We start from the raw sequence: 19,726 nt of genomic DNA, 5'->3' as shown, positions 1-19,726 counted from the left end.
CCAATGAGCTATGAGCTGGCAGAAATAGAGCGCCGCCTGGCCAATCTGATTCGCCTTGGTACTGTCGAGCAGGCAGACTACGACAAAGCGCGTGTACGCGTGCGCAGTGGTGAACTGCTCACCGGCGCTCCCCTGGCTAACGGCAAGGGCCGGTAATGACCGCAGTTGGTGGGCACCTGAAGTGGATGAGCAAGTGATTGTATTCAGCCCGTCCGGTGACATTGCACAGGGTGTGGTACTGACGGCTATTTATCAGCAGTTGCACCCGGCCAATGGTAAAGACCCTGATCTGTGCCGTGTGGATTTCAAAGATGGCGCCAGCATCGAGTACAACCGGCAGAGCCACGAGATGACCATCCATAGCAAGGGTGAACTGTTTATCCGGGCCGACGGCGATATCTGGCTCGATGCCAAAAACCTACACGCATTTGAACGGGAGTAATGAGATGCCATCGGTCACCTTAAAAGGACATCAATGCACCGGCCACGGCTGTTGGCCACCCAGGCCATCAGTGCAAGGTGATCCGCGCTTTACTGTCCGTAGTATTCCGGTACATCTGCAGGGCCATGCCTGGGCAGCGCATACCTGCCCACCCATCCCGGAAACCCATGCCAGCGTTTTGGCTTCCGGCAGTGTTCGTTTCACGGTGGACGGCAAACAGCTGGGCCGCATCGGTGACCCTGTGGCTTGCGGCTCATCGGTTGCCGGAGGCGAACCGCGATTTAACGTTGCGGGAGATTAGCGCATGAGTACTGAAAGAAAAGATCTGAAAAAGGATTGGACTCTGATCTCAACAGGGTTTTGTCTGGTACAGCTGATCTCAGGGATTCACGTTGGTCCCAGTATGCCGGATGCAGCATTAGTGAATTATCACCCGCTGAATATCTACCGCATCTCATCTCTCACCATCGAGACTAAGGATAAAGTCTTTGCGCGTGCACTTTCGGCATCAAAACCGGCTTCCGTGGTAGTGACCCATGGAAGTACAGCATGAGAATCCCCGCTGCAATCATGAGGCCGGACAGGCGAATCATAGAAGAGTACGACACGACAAACCGTTCGTTCACATCACAATGGGCAACGGGAAAAATATAGGGTGTTCATCACTATAAAGGCGGTTAAAAACTATTGATTCATCTCCATGTTCCGTGTCGGTCAGACTCTAATAGCTGGGGTGGGTTATACACAGATTTGCAAGCAAAAATTGATAGCGGTAACTGGCAATCACTCGGTCACTCTGGATTTGACGGCGTGATGGGCAAAGAGTCTCAGATTTCCACCTACACCAATTCATTTCTTTGGAATCCCGGTGTGGCAAATGATTTCAGTTGCCAGTTCAGATTTCGCCACCGCAGCTATGAATCAACGACCTACGTAAACTCGCGTCATGCATTATCTGGTGAGCGCTGGGCGACGCACCTGCGCATCGAGGAGGTATTCAGCAATGAATGATCTCAATATTGCACAGGTGATTATCAACCTCACCAACAGCGAAAAATTCACCGTTGCATGGGAAGGTAAATTAACCTCAGAATCACTCAGTATCGATTGGTTTGATGACAAACAAACTGAGCCTGACAGGGATCTGATCTGGAGCACCTGGTTACAGGCCCAGGATAAACATGTAAAAGAGCAGGCACGTCAATCGGTGATCGATTATGCCGAGCGTATAAGAAAGAAGATCACCAATAACGCATCACCTGCGGAGATGGCCGGCTGGTCCAACAAGGCGGAGCGTGCCAGGCGATTGCTGGCAGGTACGGCAACCGATGCAGACAGGCAGGCCCTGGCCATCGAGGCTGGAAAACGCAACAAAAAAGAGACCCCAGAGACACTTGCACAAAAGCAGTTAACCAAAGAGGCCGGATACGCTTCAGCGATTGCATTGATTGACGGTATGCAAAGCCATGCCCTGGATTTGATCGACAGCACCGACTCTGTTGAAACCTTGAACGAAATAGTGGCAACACTGAAAGTTCAGGCCGAGGCAGCCTCCCGGGAGCTGTTTCAATGATCGGCATGAGTGCAGAGAGCGGCGATAAGATGAGCGGCCTGGCTCATTTGAAACAATCTATCCGCGACATCCTCACAACACCTGTCGGCGGCCGTGTGATGCGCCGGGAGTATGGTTCCAAGCTGTTTGAACTGGTGGATGCACCACTGACCAGGACAACTCTGATTGATCTCTATGCTGCCACCGCTGAGGCATTGTCAACATGGGAGCCACGCTTCCGCTTGAGCCGTGTGCAGGCAGAAGGGGTAACGCCAGGTCATGTGACGCTCACAGTTGAAGGCGAGTATCTGCCCGATGGCCGTGAAGTACGCATGGAGGGCATCCTGATATGACGTATAGGATATACAAATTTCGCGTGAGCCAGGGAGGGCGGAAGCGATGAGTGGCTTTACCGCGATTGATCTGTCCAAACTGCCATCGCCCGATGTCATTGAGTCGCTGAACTTCGAAACCATACTTCAGTTCATCAAAGACGATTTCACTGAGCGTGCTCCCGAGCATGCCGGTGTGTTGGATCTGGAATCTGACCCCCTGGTTAAATTGATGGAGTCAGCCGCTTATGTAGTGCTCACTCTGCGCCAGCGTGTCAATGATGCATCACGCGCCGTCATGCTGGCCTATGCGGGTGGCGCGGATCTCGACAACCTGGCCGCGCTGTTTGCTGTGGAACGCCAGGTGGTGGAGTTGGGCAACCTCGATGCTATCCCGCCAATTCCGCCCACCTATGAAGATGACGCCCGTCTGCGCCGTCGTGTGCAACTCTCTCTGGAGGGACACAGCACCGCCGGGCCGGTTGGTAGTTATCTGTTCTGGGGACTGAGCGCCGATCCACGGGTGAAAGATATCGACGTAGCCTCTCCCAATCCCGGCGAAGTGCTGATAACCGTGCTCTCCATAGAGGGCAATGGCACATCGGATCAGATATTGCTGGATATCGTCGATGCAGCCCTTAACCATGAAGACGTGCGCCCACTGACCGATCAGGTCACTGTGCAGTCAGCAACGGTGATCGACTACCAGGTGCAGGCCGAACTGACCTTCTACGCCGGACCGGATACCGAGATCGTCCGTCAAGTGGCCCAGCAGGCAGTGATTGACTATGTAGTCGAACACCACGTCCTGGGTCATAACATTACCCTCTCCGGACTCTTTGCAGCCCTGCACCAGCCTGGCGTGCAGAACGTCATCATCTCCAGCCCGGCTTCAGATATCGCGGTGCAGCCTCACCAGGCAGCACACTGTTCATCTGTCTCTGTGACTACAGGCGGCACTGATGAATAGTTTATTACCACCTAATGCTTCTGCCCTGGAGCGGGCCACAGAAGGCGCTATCAACGATTCTATTGAATCCATTCCAGTACCGGTACGTGACCTCTGGAACCCTGAGCGATGCCCGGCAGCATTGCTCTCCTGGCTCGCCTGGGCGCTTTCGGTGGACAACTGGAACACCGGCTGGCCAGAGAAGATCAAGCGGACGGTAATCGCCCAATCCATCGAGGTGCATCGCCGTAAAGGCACTATCGGCGCACTGCGCCGCACTGGGGCATGGTATCCGTGTCAGCGAGTGGTATCAGTATGGTGGCCAGCCCTATCGCTTCCGCCTCAATATCGAGCTGACAGACCGGGGCCTCAGTGAAGCAGAGCAATCTGAAATTCTGCTGACAACGAAGCAAGCCAAGAACGTCCGTTCATGGCTGGAAGCCCTGATCATCTATCTGACTGGTTTTGGCAGCATGCACTATGCCATCGCCATCCTGAGCGGTGATAAATGCACGGTTTATCCCTATACCGTGACACAACTTGAACAACACACCTCCATCCCCGTTATCGCCCTGGGCGTCTATGGTGTGGAGACCACCACCCTTTGCCCGCAGTGAGGATACTATGTCGAACTACTACACACTGCTGACAGCTATCGGGCAGGCGCAACTGACTAACGCCCAGGCTCTCGGACAATCCCTGACCCTGGCAGAACTCGCTATCGGCGATGGTAACGGTGCCTATGTTGTACCCACGGAGCAGCAGACCAAATTGGTTAAAGAGGTCTGGCGAAACGCTATCAACCAGATCTATATCGATAACGACAACGCCAACTGGCTGGTCATCGAGACCGTTGTTCCTGAAACCGTTGGTGGTTGGACCGCCCGAGAAGTGGGCGTTTTTGATAGTGAAGGCAATCTTATTGCCGTGGGTGCCTACCCCGAGACCTACAAGTCACGGTTAGCCGAAGGCAGCGGGCGCGATCTCTATATCCGAATGATTCTGCAGATCAGCAATGCCGCTCGGGTGGAACTTAAGATTGACCCAGCCGTGGTTGTTGCCACCCGTCACTATGTGGACGATGAACTGGATAATCATCAAACGGCGAATATTGCTCATAGCTGGAAGCAGATCAGTAATAAACCAGCGACCTTTCCGCCAAGTTCACATAGCAACAGTTGGGATCAAACCACCGGTAAGCCTGCAACTTTTCCACCCGGTTCGCACAGTCACAGCTGGAACCAAACGACCGGTAAGCCTTCGACTTTTCCGCCCAGTTCGCACGATCACAGCTGGGGACAGATCACCGGCAAACCGTCAACCTTTCCACCAGCAGCACACTCCCATGAACCGGCTGGAGGAAGACTCATAGCAGATGTGCGAGGCAACGGTGCCACAACTGATAGAAATACCGCATTGACCTGGGCTCTCGCTGCCGTAAGCGGGGCAATTATGCAGATTGGATTACGCCTCGAAATGATCTGGTCAGAGCAGTATTCATACTCACACGGGAACGGTACTGTCTATACCACTCGCGCCAAACGCACTTGGTGGAAATACGATGGGCGTTCGTTTGTCATGCAATCGGAAGGCGCGGCCTGATGACTGAAGAGAAAAAAGAGAACGGGACCTGGTGGTTCACTTTCAACAAACTCAGCGGTGCATATATTCAGGCACTGTTCATCCCTGAAGAGTTAGGCGATGCCGCACTGTCGGAAGAGTATTTCGACTACCTCAAAGCGCCCGATGACTTTGATCCTGAGATCTATACTTGGTCGGGCGATCAAAAAAATGGCAAGCCAGTACTCATTGAAACCATGCCACAGGTGGTGACAGAGACGGAGCTGAACATGCGTGCGCAGTCGAAGATTCGCACCAAGTATGACTATTACCGCCAGCTCAATCTGGTCTTCGATCTGTTACGGGAAATGATCGTTCGGCACAACCAACTGGTAAGGGTGCTGGCAACGGAGAACCAAACCAATGAGATGGTTTCCGAAGCCCTGCTCTCTGAAAGCACCTATAAGGATGCCGATGAAGCCTATCAGTACATCGCCAAGATCCGCGCCAACAATAGTCGTTATAAGGAGGCTTATGCCGACAATCAGGCATTCATCTATCTTGACCAGAAAGGTGAAGAGGAGCGGTTGATGAATCTGCTGGAGGGTGGCCTGGATGAGCTGTTCCCTAACCCAACTCTGCCACACGGCCGCACGTTAGAGGTAACCAGTCGTGAGTAAGGCCAGTGTGAAATTTGCTGTTACGCGATTGCCTGACACTGCATCGATCCCCGGGATCTGTGCACAGCTGGATGCGCTCTCCGCTTCACGCTGGATTGACCGCAGAAAACAGTCAATCAACCGGGGAATTAGAGGAGAGGTCGGGCGTTATCACTCTGCCGGCCATCGTTCACTTCCTGAACCGCTGCGCAACTCCATACTTTCCCTGGCGCCGAATCCAGGAGGTTGCGATCTGGTGGAATTTGTCGTGAATCGTTACGAGGCTGATGACTTTATCCCACGTCACGCCGATATCGCCTACTCCACCTATTTTGAAGTGCTCAGCCTGCAAGACTCTGAAAGCCGGCTTCGAATTTGGGATGACAGCGGTGAAAACGTGATGGCAGACGTTCAGGACAAACTGGGACAAGTTGTTCAGATCTTTGAACCTGGCCTTATTCACGATGTACCGGAGGTATTTCAACGGCGCCATGTCGTTATCTTTTTGTATCAGGGAAATCCGATATGCAGACCGCAACCGCAGTTTTAAACAAGCGCCAGTTAAAGGCGTTGACCAAGTTTGTTGACGGAAACGCCAACCGATTTCGTGATTCACGCAGTTACCGGCGACGCATGGGGGTAAATGGCAACCGTGAGCTCTCCAGGTATAAATATTTGAAGTACTGGTCTATGCCAAACGATTTAAGAATTCCGCTGGAGGCACAAATACAGGCATCACTATGGGACACAGCCAATGAGGTCTACTTCCTTCACTTTGATAAAGGCGGCTTCCTGGACACCAGCAAATTCCAGAACGACATGATGTCGGCACTGATGCTGCCATTGAATCGGCAAGGCCGGATCATCATTGAAGGGACAGCTCACAAATGCACACCAGGCGATGGCTTTCTGTTCGCACTGAATGAGGTACACGAAGTACCAAAAAATATCCAGGGTGCTGTGAACTACCTGGTCCTACTTTATCTGTACGGCTTTGCACAGAAAGCCGTGAATGCAACATAAGGAGTAATTGACTATGCCAGAACAATTCTTGCACGGTGTTGAAGTCGTCGAGATCGACTCAGGACCACGTCCCATCCGTACGGTAAAAAGCAGTGTCATCGGCATTGTGGGCACCGCTCCGGATGCAGATGAAAAACTGTTTCCTATCAATATCCCGGTGTTAATCGCAGGCAAACGAACTGAAGCGGCCAGGCTGGATACAACCGGCAAAGGTGCCGGCACACTGCCCGCCGCCCTGGATGGCATATTCGATCAGGCAGGCGCTATGGTGGTGGTGATTCGAATAGAAGAAGGCGCCACCCTTGCCGAGACCAAGAGCAACATGATTGGTGGCGTCGATGCTGCCACCGGTCAATACCAGGGAGTGCAGGCGCTGTTGGGCGCTGAGAGTGTGGTGCATGTAACACCTCTCCTATTGATTGCACCTGGCTTTAGCCATGACCAGGCAGTCATCGCCGAGATGCTGGGCCTGGCAGATCGTCTCCGTGCGGTTATCATTGCCGATGGCCCTAATACCAACGATGCAGAGAGCATCACCTATCGGCGCGAGTTTGGTTCGGCGCGCGTCTACGTCGTGGACCCCTGGGTAAAGGTGTGGGATACCACGGCAGATGCCGAAGCGGTCCAGCCCGCCAGCGCTCGTGTCGCAGGGATGATTTCAAAATCGGATAATGAACGCGGGTTCTGGTGGTCGCCTTCCAACAGAGAGATGTATGGTATTCTTGGTCCTGCACGTCCGGTGGATTTTACCCTGGGCGATGTCAATGCCCGCGCCAACCATCTTAACGAGAATGAGGTGGCCACCATCATCCGCAAGGACGGCTACCGCCTGTGGGGAAACCGCACCTGCAGCAGTGATCCCAAGTGGGCATTTTTAAGTGTCCGGCGTACTGCCGACATGATTAACGAATCCCTGCTGCGGGCACACATGTGGGCAGTGGATCGCAACATCTCCAAGACCTACATCGAAGATGTAACCGAAGGGGGAAATACCTATCTTCGCCATCTGAAACAGGTTGGCGCCATTCTTGGCGGCGAGTGTTGGGCTGATCCCGAGTTGAATACGCCGGACCAGATCAGCCAGGGTAAAGTCTACTTCAATTTTGATTTCACACCGCCCAGTCCTGCGGAACACATCACCTTCCGCTCACACCTGGTTAATGATTACATAGAGGAGATTATCTAATGCTGGGCGATATCCTGAAAAATATGTCCCTGTTCGTTGACGGACGGGGTTACGCGGGCAACGTCGAAGAGATTCAGCTGCCCAAGCTCACCTTGAAGACCGAAGAGTTCCGCAATGGCGGCATAGATGCCCCATCGAGGTCGATATGGGAATGGAAAAACTGGAGTGTGAGTTCACTCTCACCAAGTTTGACAAGGAAGTACTCCGCTTCTTTGGTCTGGCACCTGGCAATAGCAAGCCGCTCACCATGCGGGGTTCGGTTGTCAGTGATTCTGGTGAAGAGACACCGGTTGTGGTCAATCTGCAGGGGATGCTGCGCGAGGTTGATCCCGGCTCCTGGAAGCCCGGCGAGAAGGCCACTCTCAAAGGCAGTATTGCCCTGCGCTTCTATAAACTCACCCACGGTGGCGAAGTGATTCATGAGATGATGTACCCAACATGATTCGCAAGATCAACAGGCAAACCTACAACGTCATTAAACCATTTGAGTCTTATGCCAAGGGCAGGACAGTGGATTTAACTCTCCGCCAGGCGCAGTTTCTGGTGCTGGGTGGATTCGTTGAGCTGTCCGGTACCAAGTCCCGTAAGACCAGCCCGGCTAAGTCTGCCGTCAACAAGGAGGCCAGGGCATGAGCAATGAAATCAAACTAATACACCAGGTCACTATTGATAATCAGGCATATACCACTCTGAGCATGCGCCGGCCCAAGGTGCGTGACATGCTGGCCAGCGACAAGCAAGGAGGTAGCGATGGGGAAAAAGAGATCCGCATCTTCACCAATCTGTGCGAGGTTCCACCCTCGGTTATCGAGGAGATGGATCTGGTGGATTACCGGAAATTACAGGAGGTGCATCAGGTTTTTTTGTCCTGAGTGTGGCAGATGCAAGGCGGGGCTGTTTTATATTGGCCAGCCATACAAGCTGGCCGCTGTCTGATATGTATGACTGGGATGGGGAAGAGCTATTAGCGTGGCTGGGAGAGATTCCCGATAAAAAACCGTAGTCCGTCAATGCTGGCAAATATCAGGCCGACAATCGCGGCAACGGGAATTGCCAGAATACACCAGATAAGGAATGCCGTCGTCAGCACCGTCCAGCCCTGATCGAATTGGAGGGCACTCAGCACACACACGCCGTAAAAGATGACGGCAAACCACTCAAAAACCATGTCGTTGGAATGAGATTGTTTCATGAATAATGCTCTGGCTGTCAGCGTCGTCATTGGCGCAGCTTTAGGCAAGCGCTATTTTAGCACATTTGATAGCGCACAAAAACGCGCCCTGAAATTGGGGGCAGCTATCAGTGATACCGATAAAAAACTGAAAGCCGCACAGGGGGTGATTCGTTAAAGCACTGTTGGCGGAACTCAAGAAAAAACAGGAACAGGCAGGTGGCTCAAGTAAACGGCTGGCTAACGGAATAAAGGCAGTTGAAAGGAAATATAGGGAGGCAAAAAGAGCCGCTAAAGGTTATGGGCTGGAGATAGGCAAGGTCGCAGGGGAACAGAAACGACTGACCAGAGAGAGTAAGAAACTGGAGAAGCAGCTCTATCATCTGAGCAAAGCTTAGGCCGTAAAGGGCAGACTCGGGGGATTAAAAAGCCGTGCATTAGGTGCGTTGGGTGTTGCTTATGGGGCAGGCCGGATTATCGGAGGCGCGTTTGATCTGGAGGAGAAAAAGCACCAGTTGGGTGATGTGATCACTGGCGAAAATCGGGAACACCGGTTGCAGGAGTCTTTGCGCCATGCCAGGGAATTTGCAGGAAACTCTCTCGCCAGCGAAGCCGACATATTGGAGATAGATTATTCCCTGCGCTCTTCCGGACTCAATGATGAGGCGGCAAAGTTCGGCTCTGAAATTGTATCGAAAGTTGCCGCCGTGACCAAAGGTGCCGCCTCAGAGGTTGGGTTTATTATCGGTGACACTTTCACCAATATGGGTAATCGACTGTCTGGCTCATCAGAGGAGAAGCTCAACCGCATTGGCGATGTGCTGACTAAAACCAAGAACCTGTTTTCCATTAAGGATTTCAGCCAGCTCGGTGAGGGTCTGAAAGAGGGCCTGTCCGGCGCCTTGGCAAATAATCTCTCTTTGGAGCAGACTGCCGCGCTGATTGGACAGATCAATAACGGCATGCTGAAAGGTTCATAAGCCGGAACCGGGCTAAACGCCATGTTACGGCAGTTGCCGAAGGCATCAGAGGATATTGGTTTTGATATTGTGCGTGGAGCAGATGGCGCACTGGACAGCATTGCCACCCTTGAAAGCCTGAAAGAGGCGCTATCCGATATTGACGACATCGACGAGAAGGCGATGCTGTTGCAAAAGTCGTTCGGTGATGAAGGTAAAAAAGCCCTGATACCACTGCTCACCGGGCTGGATGATCTCAAAAAGAACTATGCCGAAGTCAATGAAAACGCAGATGGCACATTCAATGAGGGCTATCAGCGACGCATGAAATCCGCCTCCGGATAATGGAGGATGTTTACCCAAAATACGTTCATGATTGGCACCTCGCTGGCTGGAACGCTACTGCCTGCGATTAACGCCGTTATCACCCCTATTGCAAAACTCATGGGCTGGATGGCCACAGGTATTGAAAAGTTCCCGGTGATCGGCTGGGTGATCGGTGGATTGGCAGCAGGTTTTACGCTCTATGCGGTTGGGCTGGGCGTTGCCACAGCGGCCCAATGGGCAATGAATGCCGCCATGCTGGCGAACCCGATAGGACTATTGGCCGCAGGAATTGTGGTGGCTGCCGGGGCAATTTATACCTATTGGGAACCTATTAAGGGCTTCTTCAGCGGCCTTTTGGACGGGATTAAATCGGCTTTTTCAACCACCTGGGACTGGATGAAAGGGCTGCTGTCATTCACGCCACTGGGGCTGATCACCAACAATTGGGGCGCTATCAGCGGCTTCTTTTCCAATCTTTGGGGCGGCATTATTGACCAGGCAAGATCTGCACTGGACTGGCTGCTGGGCAAGTTCGAAGCCGTGACTAGATTTATCGGTGATACATGGAACACCGTGGCCGGTTGGTTCAGTGACGATGACAAAGAGAACCCCTCAAAGACAACATCGCGTAAGCCGGATCTGAAGCCTGTAGCGTTGGCGGCCACGATCGCGGCCGCTACATTACCAGCTACCGCGATGGCAGTGAATCAGGCCACCCCCGCACAGCATACCAACCACAGCACCCACACCTATCAACTCACCATACAGCAACTTCCTGGCGAAGATCCCCAGGCCCTGACCGAGCGCATCATGCTTGAAATCGAGCGCCGCCAGCAACAACGTCAGAGAGAGGGGCTGCGCGATGACATCTAGCTACATGATGGCCCTGGGTGAGTACCGATTCTCAATCGACTCCGCTGCTTACCAACAACTTCAACGCACCACGGAATACCGCTGGCAATCACAGGCCCGAGTGGGACGTCTGCCCGCTCAACAGTATGTTGGTCCGGGCAGTGACAGCATCACGCTGAACGGTATTATCCACCCCTACTACAAGGGTGGATTGAAACAACTGGATGCCATGCGGGCAGAAGCGGGAAAAGGCAAACCCCTGCATTTGACAGACGGCCTGGGTTACCCCTGGCAACAATGGGTAATCACCCACATTGAGGAAACCCAGGACACTCTGTTTAAAGATGGTACGCCACAGAAAATCACCTTCCGGATGCAACTCACGCGCTATGGTGAGGATCTCTGATGCGCTATCGGACACAAGACGGCGATATGCTCGATGCCATCTGCTGGAAGTACTACGGCCAACAGGCTGGCGGTGTCGAAATTGTACTGAATGCCAATCCTGGCCTGGCTGATGTTGGTGCTGTGCTGTCCGCAGACACCCTTATTGAGCTGCCCGAACTGCCCAAGCCGAACCAGATCATCAATACCGTAAGGCTGTGGGACTAATGATGTATAGGATATACGCACCGTTCTTTGGCATCCATGCCACCACGGTATTCGTACATCCCTGTGCATCATTTCGCAAGAGCCAGGGAGGGCGGGAGCGATGACGCCAGCCTACCGAATCATCGCTGATCAACAGGACATCACCGCCATCATTCGTGACCGGCTGATCTCTCTGCATGTCACCGATAAGACCGGACTGGTATCCGACACCGCCGAGACCACCCTGGACGACCGTAACTCGGCAATTGAGATTCCACGCACCGGGGCACTCCTGGAAATTTATATGGGCTACCAGGAGACAGGCCTTTACCGTATGGGCAGTTACACCGTAGACGAAGTGGAACTCACTGGACTGCCCAACACCATGCGCATCCGCGCCAAAGCCGCCGATATGCGCCAGTCACTCAAGAGCTGCAAACTCAGAAGTTGGGACGACATCACCCTCGGTGACCTGGTGGCCACCATCGCCGCAGAGCATGGACTGATACCCCGCGTGGGAGAGTTTCTCGACGCTATCCATATTCCCCACCTGGATCAGACCTATGAATCCGACATGCACCTGCTGACTAGGCTGGCAAAGGCAATCCCGCACTCTATTTCCGAGACAATTTTTCAGATAGAGAGACCGTCGAGAAGTCCGCCCAAGCACGTCTCGACAAAGACGCCCGTGGCGTTTGTACCCTATCACTGACTCTAATTGGCACACCCACCCTGACGGCCGAGGCTAAATTGACGTTACACGGATTTCGGAAAGGAATTGACGACAGCTGGGTGGCTACCCAAGTAAACCATAAGATCAGCGATAGCGGATATACCACCCGCGTGGAGGCAGAAACACCCAAGAAAACATAAGAGGAAGCGACCGATAAGGTGCTCTAATATCCCACCGGACGCCAACTCACAGGAACAAACCCTGTGGGCCAACCAAGGCTCCATCGCCGCGTCGACGCAGCTTATCACAACAACAAGAGGCTCACATGAACCCAATCATTCCATAGGATAGGGGGAAAAGACGGTTGGCAGCAATCCTGCTACCCATGTTCCCTGAACACACATGCTACGTCGAAGCCTTCGCAGGGGCTGCGGCACTGTTCTTTCAAAAAGAGGCATCCGATGTCGAGGTACTCAACGACATCAACGGTGACTTGGTCAACCTTTATCGTGTTATGAAGCACCACTTATAGGAGCTTTACAAGCAGTTTAAATGGGTATTAACCAGCCGCCAGAACTGGGACTGGCTGCAGAATACACCCGCCGAAATCATGACCGACATCCAGCGTGCCGCCCGGTTTCTGTATCTTCAGAAGATGGCATTCGGCGGAAAGGTGGATGGCCAGTGCTTCGGAACAGCCACCACCTCCCGCCCAAGGTTTAGCATATTCACCCTGGAGCAAGATCTTGCCGAGGCCCACTTCCGGCTGTCCAACACCTACATTGAACACCTAACCTGGGAGAAGGTTATCGATAAATATGACCGCCCCCACACCTTGCACTATCTGGATCCCCCATACTGGCAGACAGGAGGCTACGGAGTAGAGTTCGGATTCGAACACTATGAAATGATGGCCACCCTAGCCAGGGAGGTAGAAGGTGCACTGATCATCAGCATCAACGATCATCCAGATATCCGCCGAGTATTCGATGGCCTGCACATGAAATCAGTAGATATAAGGTACACAGTAGGAGGCGCAGACGGATGCAAAGCAAAAGAACTAATTATCTGGAATGACAACTGCCAAAATGGCCGCCGCCCCGGAGAGGCACTCAGCCTGTTCTAACTGATCGCAACTTCATGTCGCACAGTTGCACAGTCGCAAAGAAAAAGTCGCGCTACACAATGGACAGCTACTTTGAAGAACTTCAAACCCATGTATGCAGCGCCCTTGTATTCAGGGGAGTGAGTGTTAGAGTGGGTATTGGTGAGCATAGCTAAGTGTTTGAAAAATATGGCGCGCCCGAAGGGATTCGAACCCCTGGCCTCTGCCTCCGGAGGGCAGCGCTCTATCCAGCTGAGCTACGGGCGCGAAGACCGGTCATCCTACATTGAGGCGGACGTGGCGTCTACGGATGTGGTCGATTTTTTTCCCGGTTATAGGTATACTTCGTCCGCCTTTATAATCGAATACTGATCATAGCAGAGGAGTGATAGGGTGAGCCTCAAGTTTTTTTCTGTTTTAAATGGTGTAGTGGTTACGGCTGCATTTATTGCTTCCGGTCAGGTTGTGGCAGAGGTACGGGCTGATGTGGTGGGGCGTATCAAACCAGTGGGCCAGGTTAGTATAAAAAGTCAGGCTCAGGCGGCAGCTCCTGTTGCCATGGCAGAAGCTCCCAAGGTAGAAGCCGTGGTGCCGGTTGCAGCGGCCACAGCCCCTACGAGTGGTGCAGCAATCTATCAAGCCAAGGGTTGTTCTGCTTGCCACGGTGCAGACGGCAATACGCCTATCATGTCCACCTATCCCAAATTGTCCGGGTTGCCCGCCCCGTATATTGTCAATCAGATGAAAGACATCAAAAGTGGGGCGCGTAACAGCGGTCAGGCTATAGTCATGAAAGGGATTATGGCTGCAGTTTCTGATGATGATATGAAGGTCATTGCTGATTGGCTAACCGGTCTTTGATTTGAATCGTCTTTAAGATGTTGAACAGGAAGGGCGTGGAATCTCGATTCCACGCCTTTTTTGGGTCAGCCATTGCCCAGCAGGGCTTTCATGTTGGCCAGATGAGAGTTACCACGCTGTTGCTTCTCTTCTTTTGTTAACTTGCTGTTCTTTCCTTCCCAGTTGAGATCTTCCTCCGGTAGCTCCTGAAGGAATCTACTGGGTTCACAGAGCATGATCTCACCGTATTTTTTACGTTTTGCCACATAGCTGATCGTGAGTGTGCGCTGGGCGCGGGTGATCCCCACATAGGCGAGGCGGCGCTCCTCTTCGATGTTATCTTCCTCAATACTGGTTCTATGGGGCAGCAGATCCTCTTCCATGCCGACCAGGAATACATGGGGGAACTCCAGCCCCTTGGAGGCGTGGAGTGTCATCAGGGTCACCTGTTCCTGACTCTCTTTTTCATCCTGACGTTCCAGCACATCCCGCAGCGTGAGATGGATGACCATCTCGGCCAGGCTTTCGCCCACCAAGTCGCTTTTGTGCAGCCGGTCCAGCCATTCCACTAGCTCCAGGACATTTTCCCAGCTGCGCTCGGCTGCTTTGTCGCTGGTGTGCTTTTCGTAGAGCCAGTTTTCGTAGTCCAGTTCATGCAGCATACTGCGCACCGTCTGGACCGGATGATCCGCTTCGGCACGGCGTTGAAATTGTCTGATCCAATGGGCAAACACCCGAGTTCGTTCCAGGGGGCGCTTGGATGCTTTCTGTTCAAATCCCAGCTCTTCACAGGCGGCCAGCAGTCCAATCTTCCTTTCGGTTGCATAGAGGCCGAGTTTTTCCAGGGTGCTGGATCCAATCTCTCGCCTCGGTGTGTTAACGATGCGGAGAAATGCCGCGTCATCGTCCGGGTTGGCCAGCAGCCGCAGATAGGACATGATGTCCTTGATTTCGGTGCGGCTGAAAAAAGAGGTGCCGCCGCTGAGGAAGTAGGGGATGTTATTTTGCCGTAAGGCCGTTTCAAAAATTCTTGCCTGGTGGTTTCCCCGATAGAGAATGGCGAAGTCGCGATAGGATGTGCTCTTGGTGAATTTATTGTGGATGATCTCAGAAACCACTCGTTCCACTTCGTGCGCTTCAGTCTTGCAGGTCATGATACGAAGGGGTTCCCCTGGGCCCAGTTTGCTCCAGAGTCTCTTTTCAAATATGTGGGGGTTATTGGCTATCAGGCTGTTGGCCGCCTTGAGTATGCGTCCGGATGAGCGGTAGTTCTGCTCCAGTTTGACCACTTTCAGCCGTCGGAAGTCCTCTTTCAGCCGAATCAGGTTCTCGGGCCTTGCGCCTCGCCAGGCGTAGACGGATTGGTCGTCGTCCCCCACGACAGTGAGTGCCTGACGAACGCCCACCAGCTGTTTTACCAGCTCATATTGGGTCAGGTTGGTGTCTTGGTACTCGTCTACCAAGAGGTGGCGGACTTTGTTCTGCCAGCGATCCAGGGCTTCGGGCTGTTGCTGGAAAAGCTGCACTGGGAGAAGAATAAGGTCGTCAAAGTCCACTGCATTGTAGGCCCGCAGGGCACGCTGATAGTTAGCATAAAGCTGGGCCGTACGGATATCCAGGTCATCTTCTGCCTGTGCCACCGCCTGTTCGGGTGTCAGCATGTCGTTTTTCCATTTGGAGATACGCCATTGATAATTACTGGCAGCATCGTCATCTCCCTTGCCTTTACGCAGCAACTCTTTCAAGAGCCCCTCGCTGTCCTGGGCGTCGAAAATCGAGAATCCGGGCTTAAACCCCAGCAATTTCAGCTCCCGGCGTAGTATATTGAGCCCGAGTGTGTGGAAGGTTGAAATACTCAACCCTTTGGCATCCTTGCCTTTGAGGAGAGAGTCCACCCGCGCCTTCATCTCTCTGGCGGCCTTGTTGGTAAAGGTCACCGCGGTAATATGGCGGGGGTCGAGACCAATCGTCTCCACCAAGTAGGCTATTTTTCGTGTGATGACACGGGTTTTTCCAGAGCCAGCACCCGCGAGGACCAGCAGAGGTGTATCAATATGGTGCACAGCCTCTTGCTGGCGGGAATTCAGATCAGGCATCTCAATGGGAATAAAAAAATAGGGTAAAATGAAAAGAACATCTATCTTGCCATTATGCAGAAAAGAGAAAAAATGAGCCAGATGCCCGGTGGTTTATGCTATAAAAAAATGTCTCAGGATGGTCAGTTGGACAGAGAGTCCTGGAAAGTTTTCCAGATTATGTCTGAATTTGTCGATGGATTCGAGCGGCTGGCGCCGATTTGGCCATCGGTGAGCCTCTTCGGATCTGCCTGCACACCAAGGGATGATCCTAACTATCAGAAGGCGGAAGAGATTGCCCACTTGCTTTCCGATAGCGGCTTTGCCGTGGTCAGCGGCGGTGGACCAGGGATTATGGAGGCGGTGAATAAAGGCGGATATCTGGGAAAATCGCCCAGTATCGGCCTGAATATCATGCTGCCTCATGAGCAGTCAGATAATGAATATCAGGATATATCCCTCCATTTCAAACACTTTTTCTCCCGTAAAGTGATGTTTGTAAAGTATGCGTCGGCCTATGTGGTTTTGCCGGGTGGATTTGGCACGCTGGATGAGTTGGCTGAAATACTGACGTTGGTACAGACAGGGAAAACTCGCCGCATTCCGATTATTTTAGTAAACAGTGCATTTTGGGAAGGGTTTCTGGAGTGGTTGCGGACCGCCATGTGCGAAGCTGGGACGATTAGCATATCAGATTTGGATCTGATGCAGATCTGCGACGAACCTCAGGAGGTGGTGGATGCCATCTTCGTCCATTATGAGTCACGGGGCTTCGAGCCCTCCCTGGCAGAGAAGGAAATTTTGTTGGAACTGTAAAAAAGTTGCTTCAGTTTTTCTGCCAGTAGTGATGAAATTTAACTTGTTGGCTTTGAATGTGGTGTTTTTCAGGTAGAATTGCTTGAAATGCTGTCCCGGTTCATGAACTATTGGTGTGCATGTGCTACCCAATAGATATGGATGATGCAGTGGAGGAATAGGTTGATAAAAAGAATAGTAGTCGCACTCGGTTTGCTGTTTGTACCTCCTCCGGCGATGGCGGGAAGGGCCGCCGAGCCTATCTCTGAACTGCCACAGGTACCAGCGCAGGTTGAGAGTGGGGGGGGCTGGAACCTGAAGTGGCCATTATTGAGGATGACCACGGCATTGTTCACTAGTACAGTGTTAGTGGCTGGGTCTATGTGGTAGAAGAGGTCCCCTCATCGGGGCCCGTCTACTATCTATTAGGTACTGATGGGGGTGGGACGTTGGATGTACAGAAGAACGACCATCCATAGCATACAGCCTTTCCACAATGGGTGCTTTTTCAGATGGTAAGCTGTTCGTGTTGCTGCTGCCATCAGGCTGTGATGGTCGGTCAGGTGTAATATCCGCCTATGGCGATATCAAAAGGCAGCACATACAATCATGATGGCAAAGGTTTTGATCGTAGAAGATGAATCCGCTGTCCGGGAGATGATCGGTTTCGTGCTGAAACAGTCCGGGTATGAGGCTGTGGAGGCGGAAAATGCAGATGAGGCGAGGTGTTGTCTGGCAGATAAGCCCGCAGATCTGATTCTGATGGATTGGATGTTGCCCGGGACCAGCGGTGTCGAGCTGACCCGGGAACTGAAGCAGAATGCGCTGACCCGGGACATTCCGGTCATTATGCTGACAGCCCGTGGTGAAGAGGATGACAAGGTTCGCGGCCTGATGTGTGGTGCTGAGGACTATATCACCAAGCCTTTCTCCCCCCGCGAATTGACGGCCAGAATCAAGGTTATTTTGCGCCGTGTTGCGCCTCATGCCACCGAGGAGGTGGTGGTAGCAGGTGGCCTGCGGCTCGACCCTTTGACCCACCGTATTACCCTGGGCGGGAAGGAGATTGAACTCGGTCCCACTGAGTTTCGGCTGCTTCACTTCTTCATGACCCACCGAGATAAAGTGTACAGTCGCTCGCGGCTTCTCGATCAGGTCTGGGGCACCAATGTTTTTATCGAAGAGCGCACAGTCGATGTTCACATCCGGCGTTTGCGAAAGGCGCTTGAGCCCAATGGTGCAGAGAGCTTGATACAGACCGTCCGTGGTGCCGGGTACCGTTTCTCGGAGCTGGCCGTAGCACGTTGATTCCGTGAAAGTCTGGCAGAAAGAGTTGGCAGGCATTGTTGTCGGCGTTACCTCGCTGTTGTTGCTCGGTCGCTGGAGTGGGCACCTCTTATTACCCCTTCTGGCCTCAGTCATACTCTATCTTTCCTGGCATCTCTTTCAACTCTACCGCCTTACTCTCTGGCTTGGGAGTCCCAAGCATCAGCCCACCCCTTACCCCATAGGTATCTGGCGAATAATTATAAAACGGGTGGACGATCTGAGGCAGCGCGGCCGCAGGCGTAAGCGCAAATTAAGCCGCATGCTGAGCGGTTTCCTGGAGTCTACAGGTGCATTGCCCGATGCAACGGTTGTCCTCGATGATGAGGGCAGTGTCGAGTGGTGGAACAGTGTGGCATCTGAAATGCTGGGTCTGAAGCGGCAGTGTGATAAGGGCACCCGTATTGAAACGCTGATTCATGACCCAGTATTTCTTACTTATCTGTCGGGCGGTGATTATAGCCGTCCCCTGCAGATGCCGGCGCCGGTAAATGACAGTATCTCCCTGGAGGTGCGTATCGTCCCCTATGGAAAGGGAAAACGCCTGCTACAGGCGCGGGATATCACCCGCCTGAATCAGTTGGAGACGGTGAGGCGTGATTTTGTGGCGAACGTCTCGCATGAGGTGCGTACACCTTTAACGGTGCTTCACGGCTATCTGGAGACAATGCTGGACGCCGCCGATACGGGCCTGATGCCATGGATCTCTATCTTAGGGCAGATGCAACAGCAGTCATTGCGGATGCAGTCCATTGTCGACGACCTGCTGTTGCTGTCACGTCTTGAAACCGGAGAAGGTACGGAGGGGCGGGGGGTGGTCAACGTAAAGCTGTTGCTCCAGTGCATCCTCGAAGAGGCGCGGCAAGTGAGTGGAAAGCAGGGGCATCAGTTTACCCTGAAGGCCGATAAACAGCTAATGTTGTCCGGTTTTGCCAATGAATTAGAGAGTGCGTTTTCAAATCTGATATTCAATGCGGTGCGGTATACCCCGGCGGGCGGGAGAATTGATATTCGTTGGTGTCTGAACGGATCGGGTCCCCGTTTTTCTGTTACCGACACAGGTATTGGGATTGAACCGGAGCATATTCCGCGGTTGACGGAACGCTTCTACCGTATTGACGTGGGGCGCTCCAGGCAGAGTGGCGGAACAGGTCTGGGGTTAGCTATTGTAAAACATGTGCTGACACGCCACGGGGGACGGTTGGAGGTGGAGAGTCAGCCGGGCAGCGGAAGCACTTTCAGCTGCTTTTTTCCTCATTCGAGGGCCGCATCCTGAGCCAACACGGTTAATTGTCTGCTTGTTATGATC

30 protein-coding genes, 1 tRNA gene and 3 pseudogenes are annotated in these 19,726 nt (G+C 52.9%); 31 read left to right on the top strand and 3 right to left on the bottom strand.

All coding sequences use genetic code 11. The features are described 5' to 3' along the window. Positions 1–3 precede the first annotated feature (3 nt). From MN084_RS13670 to MN084_RS13585, 18 genes and pseudogenes are all read left to right on the top strand, one after another. Positions 4–156: a hypothetical protein gene (locus MN084_RS13670; RefSeq protein WP_241087536.1), complete on the top strand. Its 153-nt coding sequence runs from the start codon at positions 4–6 to the stop codon at positions 154–156. After that, entirely contained in the window at positions 92–442 is a 351-nt protein-coding gene (locus tag MN084_RS13665; protein ID WP_330178110.1) for a phage baseplate assembly protein V, read from the top strand. The genes MN084_RS13670 and MN084_RS13665 overlap by 65 nt, the downstream gene beginning before the upstream one ends. 4 nt (positions 443–446) lie before the next feature. Then, a complete protein-coding gene (locus MN084_RS13660) occupies positions 447–743 on the top strand; it encodes a PAAR domain-containing protein (RefSeq protein ID WP_241087534.1) in 297 nt (98 codons plus the stop codon). A gap of 3 nt (positions 744–746) precedes the next feature. Further along, the gene (locus MN084_RS13655; protein ID WP_241087533.1) at positions 747–995 is read left to right on the top strand and encodes a hypothetical protein; all 249 of its coding nucleotides are present in this window, start codon (positions 747–749) and stop codon (positions 993–995) included. Between the two features lie 197 nt (positions 996–1,192). After that, on the top strand, positions 1,193–1,453 hold the full coding sequence (locus tag MN084_RS13650) for a hypothetical protein (RefSeq protein WP_241087532.1): 261 nt from the start codon (positions 1,193–1,195) through the stop codon (positions 1,451–1,453). Continuing rightward, positions 1,446–2,015, top strand: coding sequence for a hypothetical protein (locus MN084_RS13645; protein WP_241087531.1), 570 nt, complete (start codon positions 1,446–1,448; stop codon positions 2,013–2,015). Before MN084_RS13650 ends, MN084_RS13645 begins: the two co-directional genes overlap by 8 nt. Further along, complete coding sequence (locus MN084_RS13640) at positions 2,012–2,347, top strand: GPW/gp25 family protein (RefSeq protein WP_241087530.1); 336 nt, start codon at positions 2,012–2,014, stop codon at positions 2,345–2,347. The genes MN084_RS13645 and MN084_RS13640 overlap by 4 nt, the downstream gene beginning before the upstream one ends. Before the next feature lie 46 nt (positions 2,348–2,393). After that, positions 2,394–3,296, top strand: coding sequence for a baseplate assembly protein (locus MN084_RS13635; RefSeq protein ID WP_241087529.1), 903 nt, complete (start codon positions 2,394–2,396; stop codon positions 3,294–3,296). Next, positions 3,289–3,643 (top strand): annotated as a pseudogene (locus tag MN084_RS13630) (phage tail protein I); the annotation flags it as partial. The gene MN084_RS13635 and the pseudogene MN084_RS13630, both read left to right, overlap by 8 nt. Before the next feature lie 105 nt (positions 3,644–3,748). After that, positions 3,749–3,892, top strand: a complete 144-nt coding sequence (locus tag MN084_RS13625; protein ID WP_241087527.1) for a hypothetical protein — start codon at positions 3,749–3,751, stop codon at positions 3,890–3,892. 7 nt (positions 3,893–3,899) lie between these two features. Continuing rightward, positions 3,900–4,877, top strand: a complete 978-nt coding sequence (locus tag MN084_RS13620; RefSeq protein WP_241087526.1) for a phage tail-collar fiber domain-containing protein — start codon at positions 3,900–3,902, stop codon at positions 4,875–4,877. Then, complete coding sequence (locus MN084_RS13615) at positions 4,877–5,515, top strand: hypothetical protein (RefSeq protein ID WP_241087525.1); 639 nt, start codon at positions 4,877–4,879, stop codon at positions 5,513–5,515. Before MN084_RS13620 ends, MN084_RS13615 begins: the two co-directional genes overlap by 1 nt. Next, the gene (locus MN084_RS13610) at positions 5,508–6,044 is read left to right on the top strand and encodes a hypothetical protein (RefSeq protein WP_241087524.1); all 537 of its coding nucleotides are present in this window, start codon (positions 5,508–5,510) and stop codon (positions 6,042–6,044) included. The genes MN084_RS13615 and MN084_RS13610 overlap by 8 nt, the downstream gene beginning before the upstream one ends. After that, a complete protein-coding gene (locus MN084_RS13605) occupies positions 6,020–6,517 on the top strand; it encodes a hypothetical protein (RefSeq protein WP_241087523.1) in 498 nt (165 codons plus the stop codon). Before MN084_RS13610 ends, MN084_RS13605 begins: the two co-directional genes overlap by 25 nt. Positions 6,518–6,530: 13 nt before the next feature. Then, entirely contained in the window at positions 6,531–7,703 is a 1,173-nt protein-coding gene (locus tag MN084_RS13600) for a phage tail sheath subtilisin-like domain-containing protein (protein ID WP_241087546.1), read from the top strand. After that, a pseudogene (locus tag MN084_RS13595) lies at positions 7,703–8,159 on the top strand (phage major tail tube protein); the annotation flags it as partial. The gene MN084_RS13600 and the pseudogene MN084_RS13595, both read left to right, overlap by 1 nt. Then, positions 8,142–8,336: a hypothetical protein gene (locus MN084_RS13590; RefSeq protein WP_241087547.1), complete on the top strand. Its 195-nt coding sequence runs from the start codon at positions 8,142–8,144 to the stop codon at positions 8,334–8,336. The pseudogene MN084_RS13595 and the gene MN084_RS13590, both read left to right, overlap by 18 nt. Then, positions 8,333–8,575: a phage tail assembly protein gene (locus MN084_RS13585; protein WP_241087522.1), complete on the top strand. Its 243-nt coding sequence runs from the start codon at positions 8,333–8,335 to the stop codon at positions 8,573–8,575. The genes MN084_RS13590 and MN084_RS13585 overlap by 4 nt, the downstream gene beginning before the upstream one ends. Positions 8,576–8,667: 92 nt before the next feature. On the opposite strand, the gene MN084_RS13580 is transcribed toward MN084_RS13585, so the two are convergent. Then, positions 8,668–8,895: a hypothetical protein gene (locus MN084_RS13580; protein ID WP_241087521.1), complete on the bottom strand. Its 228-nt coding sequence runs from the start codon at positions 8,893–8,895 to the stop codon at positions 8,668–8,670. Here MN084_RS13580 and MN084_RS13575 point away from each other — a divergent pair. The 9 genes and pseudogenes from MN084_RS13575 (at position 8,894) to MN084_RS13535 (ending at position 13,402) form a co-directional block, all read left to right on the top strand. Then, positions 8,894–9,052: a hypothetical protein gene (locus tag MN084_RS13575; RefSeq protein WP_241087520.1), complete on the top strand. Its 159-nt coding sequence runs from the start codon at positions 8,894–8,896 to the stop codon at positions 9,050–9,052. The genes MN084_RS13580 and MN084_RS13575 overlap by 2 nt on opposite strands. A gap of 7 nt (positions 9,053–9,059) precedes the next feature. After that, complete coding sequence (locus MN084_RS13570) at positions 9,060–9,272, top strand: hypothetical protein (protein ID WP_241087519.1); 213 nt, start codon at positions 9,060–9,062, stop codon at positions 9,270–9,272. Between the two features lie 48 nt (positions 9,273–9,320). Continuing rightward, the gene (locus MN084_RS13565; protein WP_241087518.1) at positions 9,321–9,854 is read left to right on the top strand and encodes a phage tail tape measure protein; all 534 of its coding nucleotides are present in this window, start codon (positions 9,321–9,323) and stop codon (positions 9,852–9,854) included. Positions 9,855–9,875: 21 nt separating this feature from the next. Continuing rightward, complete coding sequence (locus MN084_RS13560) at positions 9,876–10,178, top strand: hypothetical protein (RefSeq protein ID WP_330178109.1); 303 nt, start codon at positions 9,876–9,878, stop codon at positions 10,176–10,178. Between the two features lie 6 nt (positions 10,179–10,184). Continuing rightward, on the top strand, positions 10,185–11,033 hold the full coding sequence (locus MN084_RS13555; protein WP_241087516.1) for a hypothetical protein: 849 nt from the start codon (positions 10,185–10,187) through the stop codon (positions 11,031–11,033). Further along, positions 11,023–11,418 carry a phage tail protein gene (locus tag MN084_RS13550; RefSeq protein ID WP_241087515.1) on the top strand — a complete coding sequence of 132 codons (396 nt, stop codon included), beginning with the start codon at positions 11,023–11,025 and terminating at the stop codon, positions 11,416–11,418. The genes MN084_RS13555 and MN084_RS13550 overlap by 11 nt, the downstream gene beginning before the upstream one ends. Continuing rightward, on the top strand, positions 11,418–11,624 hold the full coding sequence (locus MN084_RS13545; protein WP_241087514.1) for a tail protein X: 207 nt from the start codon (positions 11,418–11,420) through the stop codon (positions 11,622–11,624). The genes MN084_RS13550 and MN084_RS13545 overlap by 1 nt, the downstream gene beginning before the upstream one ends. A 100-nt stretch (positions 11,625–11,724) precedes the next feature. Then, positions 11,725–12,315 carry a hypothetical protein gene (locus tag MN084_RS13540; RefSeq protein ID WP_241087513.1) on the top strand — a complete coding sequence of 197 codons (591 nt, stop codon included), beginning with the start codon at positions 11,725–11,727 and terminating at the stop codon, positions 12,313–12,315. A gap of 346 nt (positions 12,316–12,661) precedes the next feature. Then, a pseudogene (locus MN084_RS13535) lies at positions 12,662–13,402 on the top strand (DNA adenine methylase). 169 nt (positions 13,403–13,571) lie between these two features. Here the strand turns inward: MN084_RS13535 and MN084_RS13530 are convergent. Beyond that, a tRNA-Arg gene (locus tag MN084_RS13530) sits at positions 13,572–13,648 on the bottom strand. 126 nt (positions 13,649–13,774) lie between these two features. Here MN084_RS13530 and MN084_RS13525 point away from each other — a divergent pair. After that, on the top strand, positions 13,775–14,242 hold the full coding sequence (locus tag MN084_RS13525; protein WP_241087512.1) for a c-type cytochrome: 468 nt from the start codon (positions 13,775–13,777) through the stop codon (positions 14,240–14,242). A gap of 65 nt (positions 14,243–14,307) precedes the next feature. On the opposite strand, the gene rep is transcribed toward MN084_RS13525, so the two are convergent. Then, positions 14,308–16,317, bottom strand: a complete 2,010-nt coding sequence (gene rep / locus MN084_RS13520; RefSeq protein ID WP_241087511.1) for a DNA helicase Rep — start codon at positions 16,315–16,317, stop codon at positions 14,308–14,310. Positions 16,318–16,389: 72 nt separating this feature from the next. On the opposite strand from rep, the gene MN084_RS13515 reads away from it, so the two are divergent. The 3 genes from MN084_RS13515 (at position 16,390) to phoR (ending at position 19,693) form a co-directional block, all read left to right on the top strand. Continuing rightward, positions 16,390–17,112, top strand: coding sequence for an LOG family protein (locus MN084_RS13515; RefSeq protein ID WP_330178108.1), 723 nt, complete (start codon positions 16,390–16,392; stop codon positions 17,110–17,112). 588 nt (positions 17,113–17,700) lie between these two features. Then, entirely contained in the window at positions 17,701–18,399 is a 699-nt protein-coding gene (phoB, locus tag MN084_RS13510; protein WP_241087509.1) for a phosphate regulon transcriptional regulator PhoB, read from the top strand. Between the two features lie 4 nt (positions 18,400–18,403). Next, positions 18,404–19,693, top strand: a complete 1,290-nt coding sequence (gene phoR, locus MN084_RS13505; protein ID WP_241087508.1) for a phosphate regulon sensor histidine kinase PhoR — start codon at positions 18,404–18,406, stop codon at positions 19,691–19,693. Positions 19,694–19,726 lie beyond the last annotated feature (33 nt).

The sequence above is a fragment of the Candidatus Vondammii sp. HM_W22 genome (assembly GCF_022530855.2).
Lineage (GTDB): Bacteria > Pseudomonadota > Gammaproteobacteria > Chromatiales > Chromatiaceae > Vondammii.
The sequence above is the reverse complement of the archived record's forward strand: the minus strand, read 5'-3'. Positions and strand labels throughout refer to the sequence as shown.

Excerpts from the sequence above, each read along its gene's own strand:
- MN084_RS13600 (WP_241087546.1), top strand. The coding sequence starts at position 6,531 with ATGCCAGAACAATTCTTGCACGGTGTTGAAGTCGTCGAGATCGACTCA.
- MN084_RS13575 (WP_241087520.1), top strand. The coding sequence starts at position 8,894 with ATGAATAATGCTCTGGCTGTCAGCGTCGTCATTGGCGCAGCTTTAGGC.
- MN084_RS13550 (WP_241087515.1), top strand. The coding sequence starts at position 11,023 with ATGACATCTAGCTACATGATGGCCCTGGGTGAGTACCGATTCTCAATC.
- MN084_RS13660 (WP_241087534.1), top strand. The coding sequence starts at position 447 with ATGCCATCGGTCACCTTAAAAGGACATCAATGCACCGGCCACGGCTGT.
- MN084_RS13560 (WP_330178109.1), top strand. The coding sequence starts at position 9,876 with ATGTTACGGCAGTTGCCGAAGGCATCAGAGGATATTGGTTTTGATATT.
- MN084_RS13620 (WP_241087526.1), top strand. The coding sequence starts at position 3,900 with ATGTCGAACTACTACACACTGCTGACAGCTATCGGGCAGGCGCAACTG.
- MN084_RS13655 (WP_241087533.1), top strand. The coding sequence starts at position 747 with ATGAGTACTGAAAGAAAAGATCTGAAAAAGGATTGGACTCTGATCTCA.
- MN084_RS13585 (WP_241087522.1), top strand. The coding sequence starts at position 8,333 with ATGAGCAATGAAATCAAACTAATACACCAGGTCACTATTGATAATCAG.
- MN084_RS13580 (WP_241087521.1), bottom strand. The coding sequence starts at position 8,895 with ATGAAACAATCTCATTCCAACGACATGGTTTTTGAGTGGTTTGCCGTC.
- MN084_RS13640 (WP_241087530.1), top strand. The coding sequence starts at position 2,012 with ATGATCGGCATGAGTGCAGAGAGCGGCGATAAGATGAGCGGCCTGGCT.
- MN084_RS13515 (WP_330178108.1), top strand. The coding sequence starts at position 16,390 with ATGAGCCAGATGCCCGGTGGTTTATGCTATAAAAAAATGTCTCAGGAT.
- MN084_RS13670 (WP_241087536.1), top strand. The coding sequence starts at position 4 with ATGAGCTATGAGCTGGCAGAAATAGAGCGCCGCCTGGCCAATCTGATT.
- MN084_RS13540 (WP_241087513.1), top strand. The coding sequence starts at position 11,725 with ATGACGCCAGCCTACCGAATCATCGCTGATCAACAGGACATCACCGCC.
- rep (WP_241087511.1), bottom strand. The coding sequence starts at position 16,317 with ATGCCTGATCTGAATTCCCGCCAGCAAGAGGCTGTGCACCATATTGAT.
- phoB (WP_241087509.1), top strand. The coding sequence starts at position 17,701 with ATGATGGCAAAGGTTTTGATCGTAGAAGATGAATCCGCTGTCCGGGAG.
- MN084_RS13605 (WP_241087523.1), top strand. The coding sequence starts at position 6,020 with ATGCAGACCGCAACCGCAGTTTTAAACAAGCGCCAGTTAAAGGCGTTG.
- MN084_RS13545 (WP_241087514.1), top strand. The coding sequence starts at position 11,418 with ATGCGCTATCGGACACAAGACGGCGATATGCTCGATGCCATCTGCTGG.
- MN084_RS13590 (WP_241087547.1), top strand. The coding sequence starts at position 8,142 with ATGATTCGCAAGATCAACAGGCAAACCTACAACGTCATTAAACCATTT.
- MN084_RS13615 (WP_241087525.1), top strand. The coding sequence starts at position 4,877 with ATGACTGAAGAGAAAAAAGAGAACGGGACCTGGTGGTTCACTTTCAAC.
- MN084_RS13645 (WP_241087531.1), top strand. The coding sequence starts at position 1,446 with ATGAATGATCTCAATATTGCACAGGTGATTATCAACCTCACCAACAGC.
- MN084_RS13625 (WP_241087527.1), top strand. The coding sequence starts at position 3,749 with ATGCACTATGCCATCGCCATCCTGAGCGGTGATAAATGCACGGTTTAT.
- MN084_RS13635 (WP_241087529.1), top strand. The coding sequence starts at position 2,394 with ATGAGTGGCTTTACCGCGATTGATCTGTCCAAACTGCCATCGCCCGAT.
- MN084_RS13555 (WP_241087516.1), top strand. The coding sequence starts at position 10,185 with ATGTTTACCCAAAATACGTTCATGATTGGCACCTCGCTGGCTGGAACG.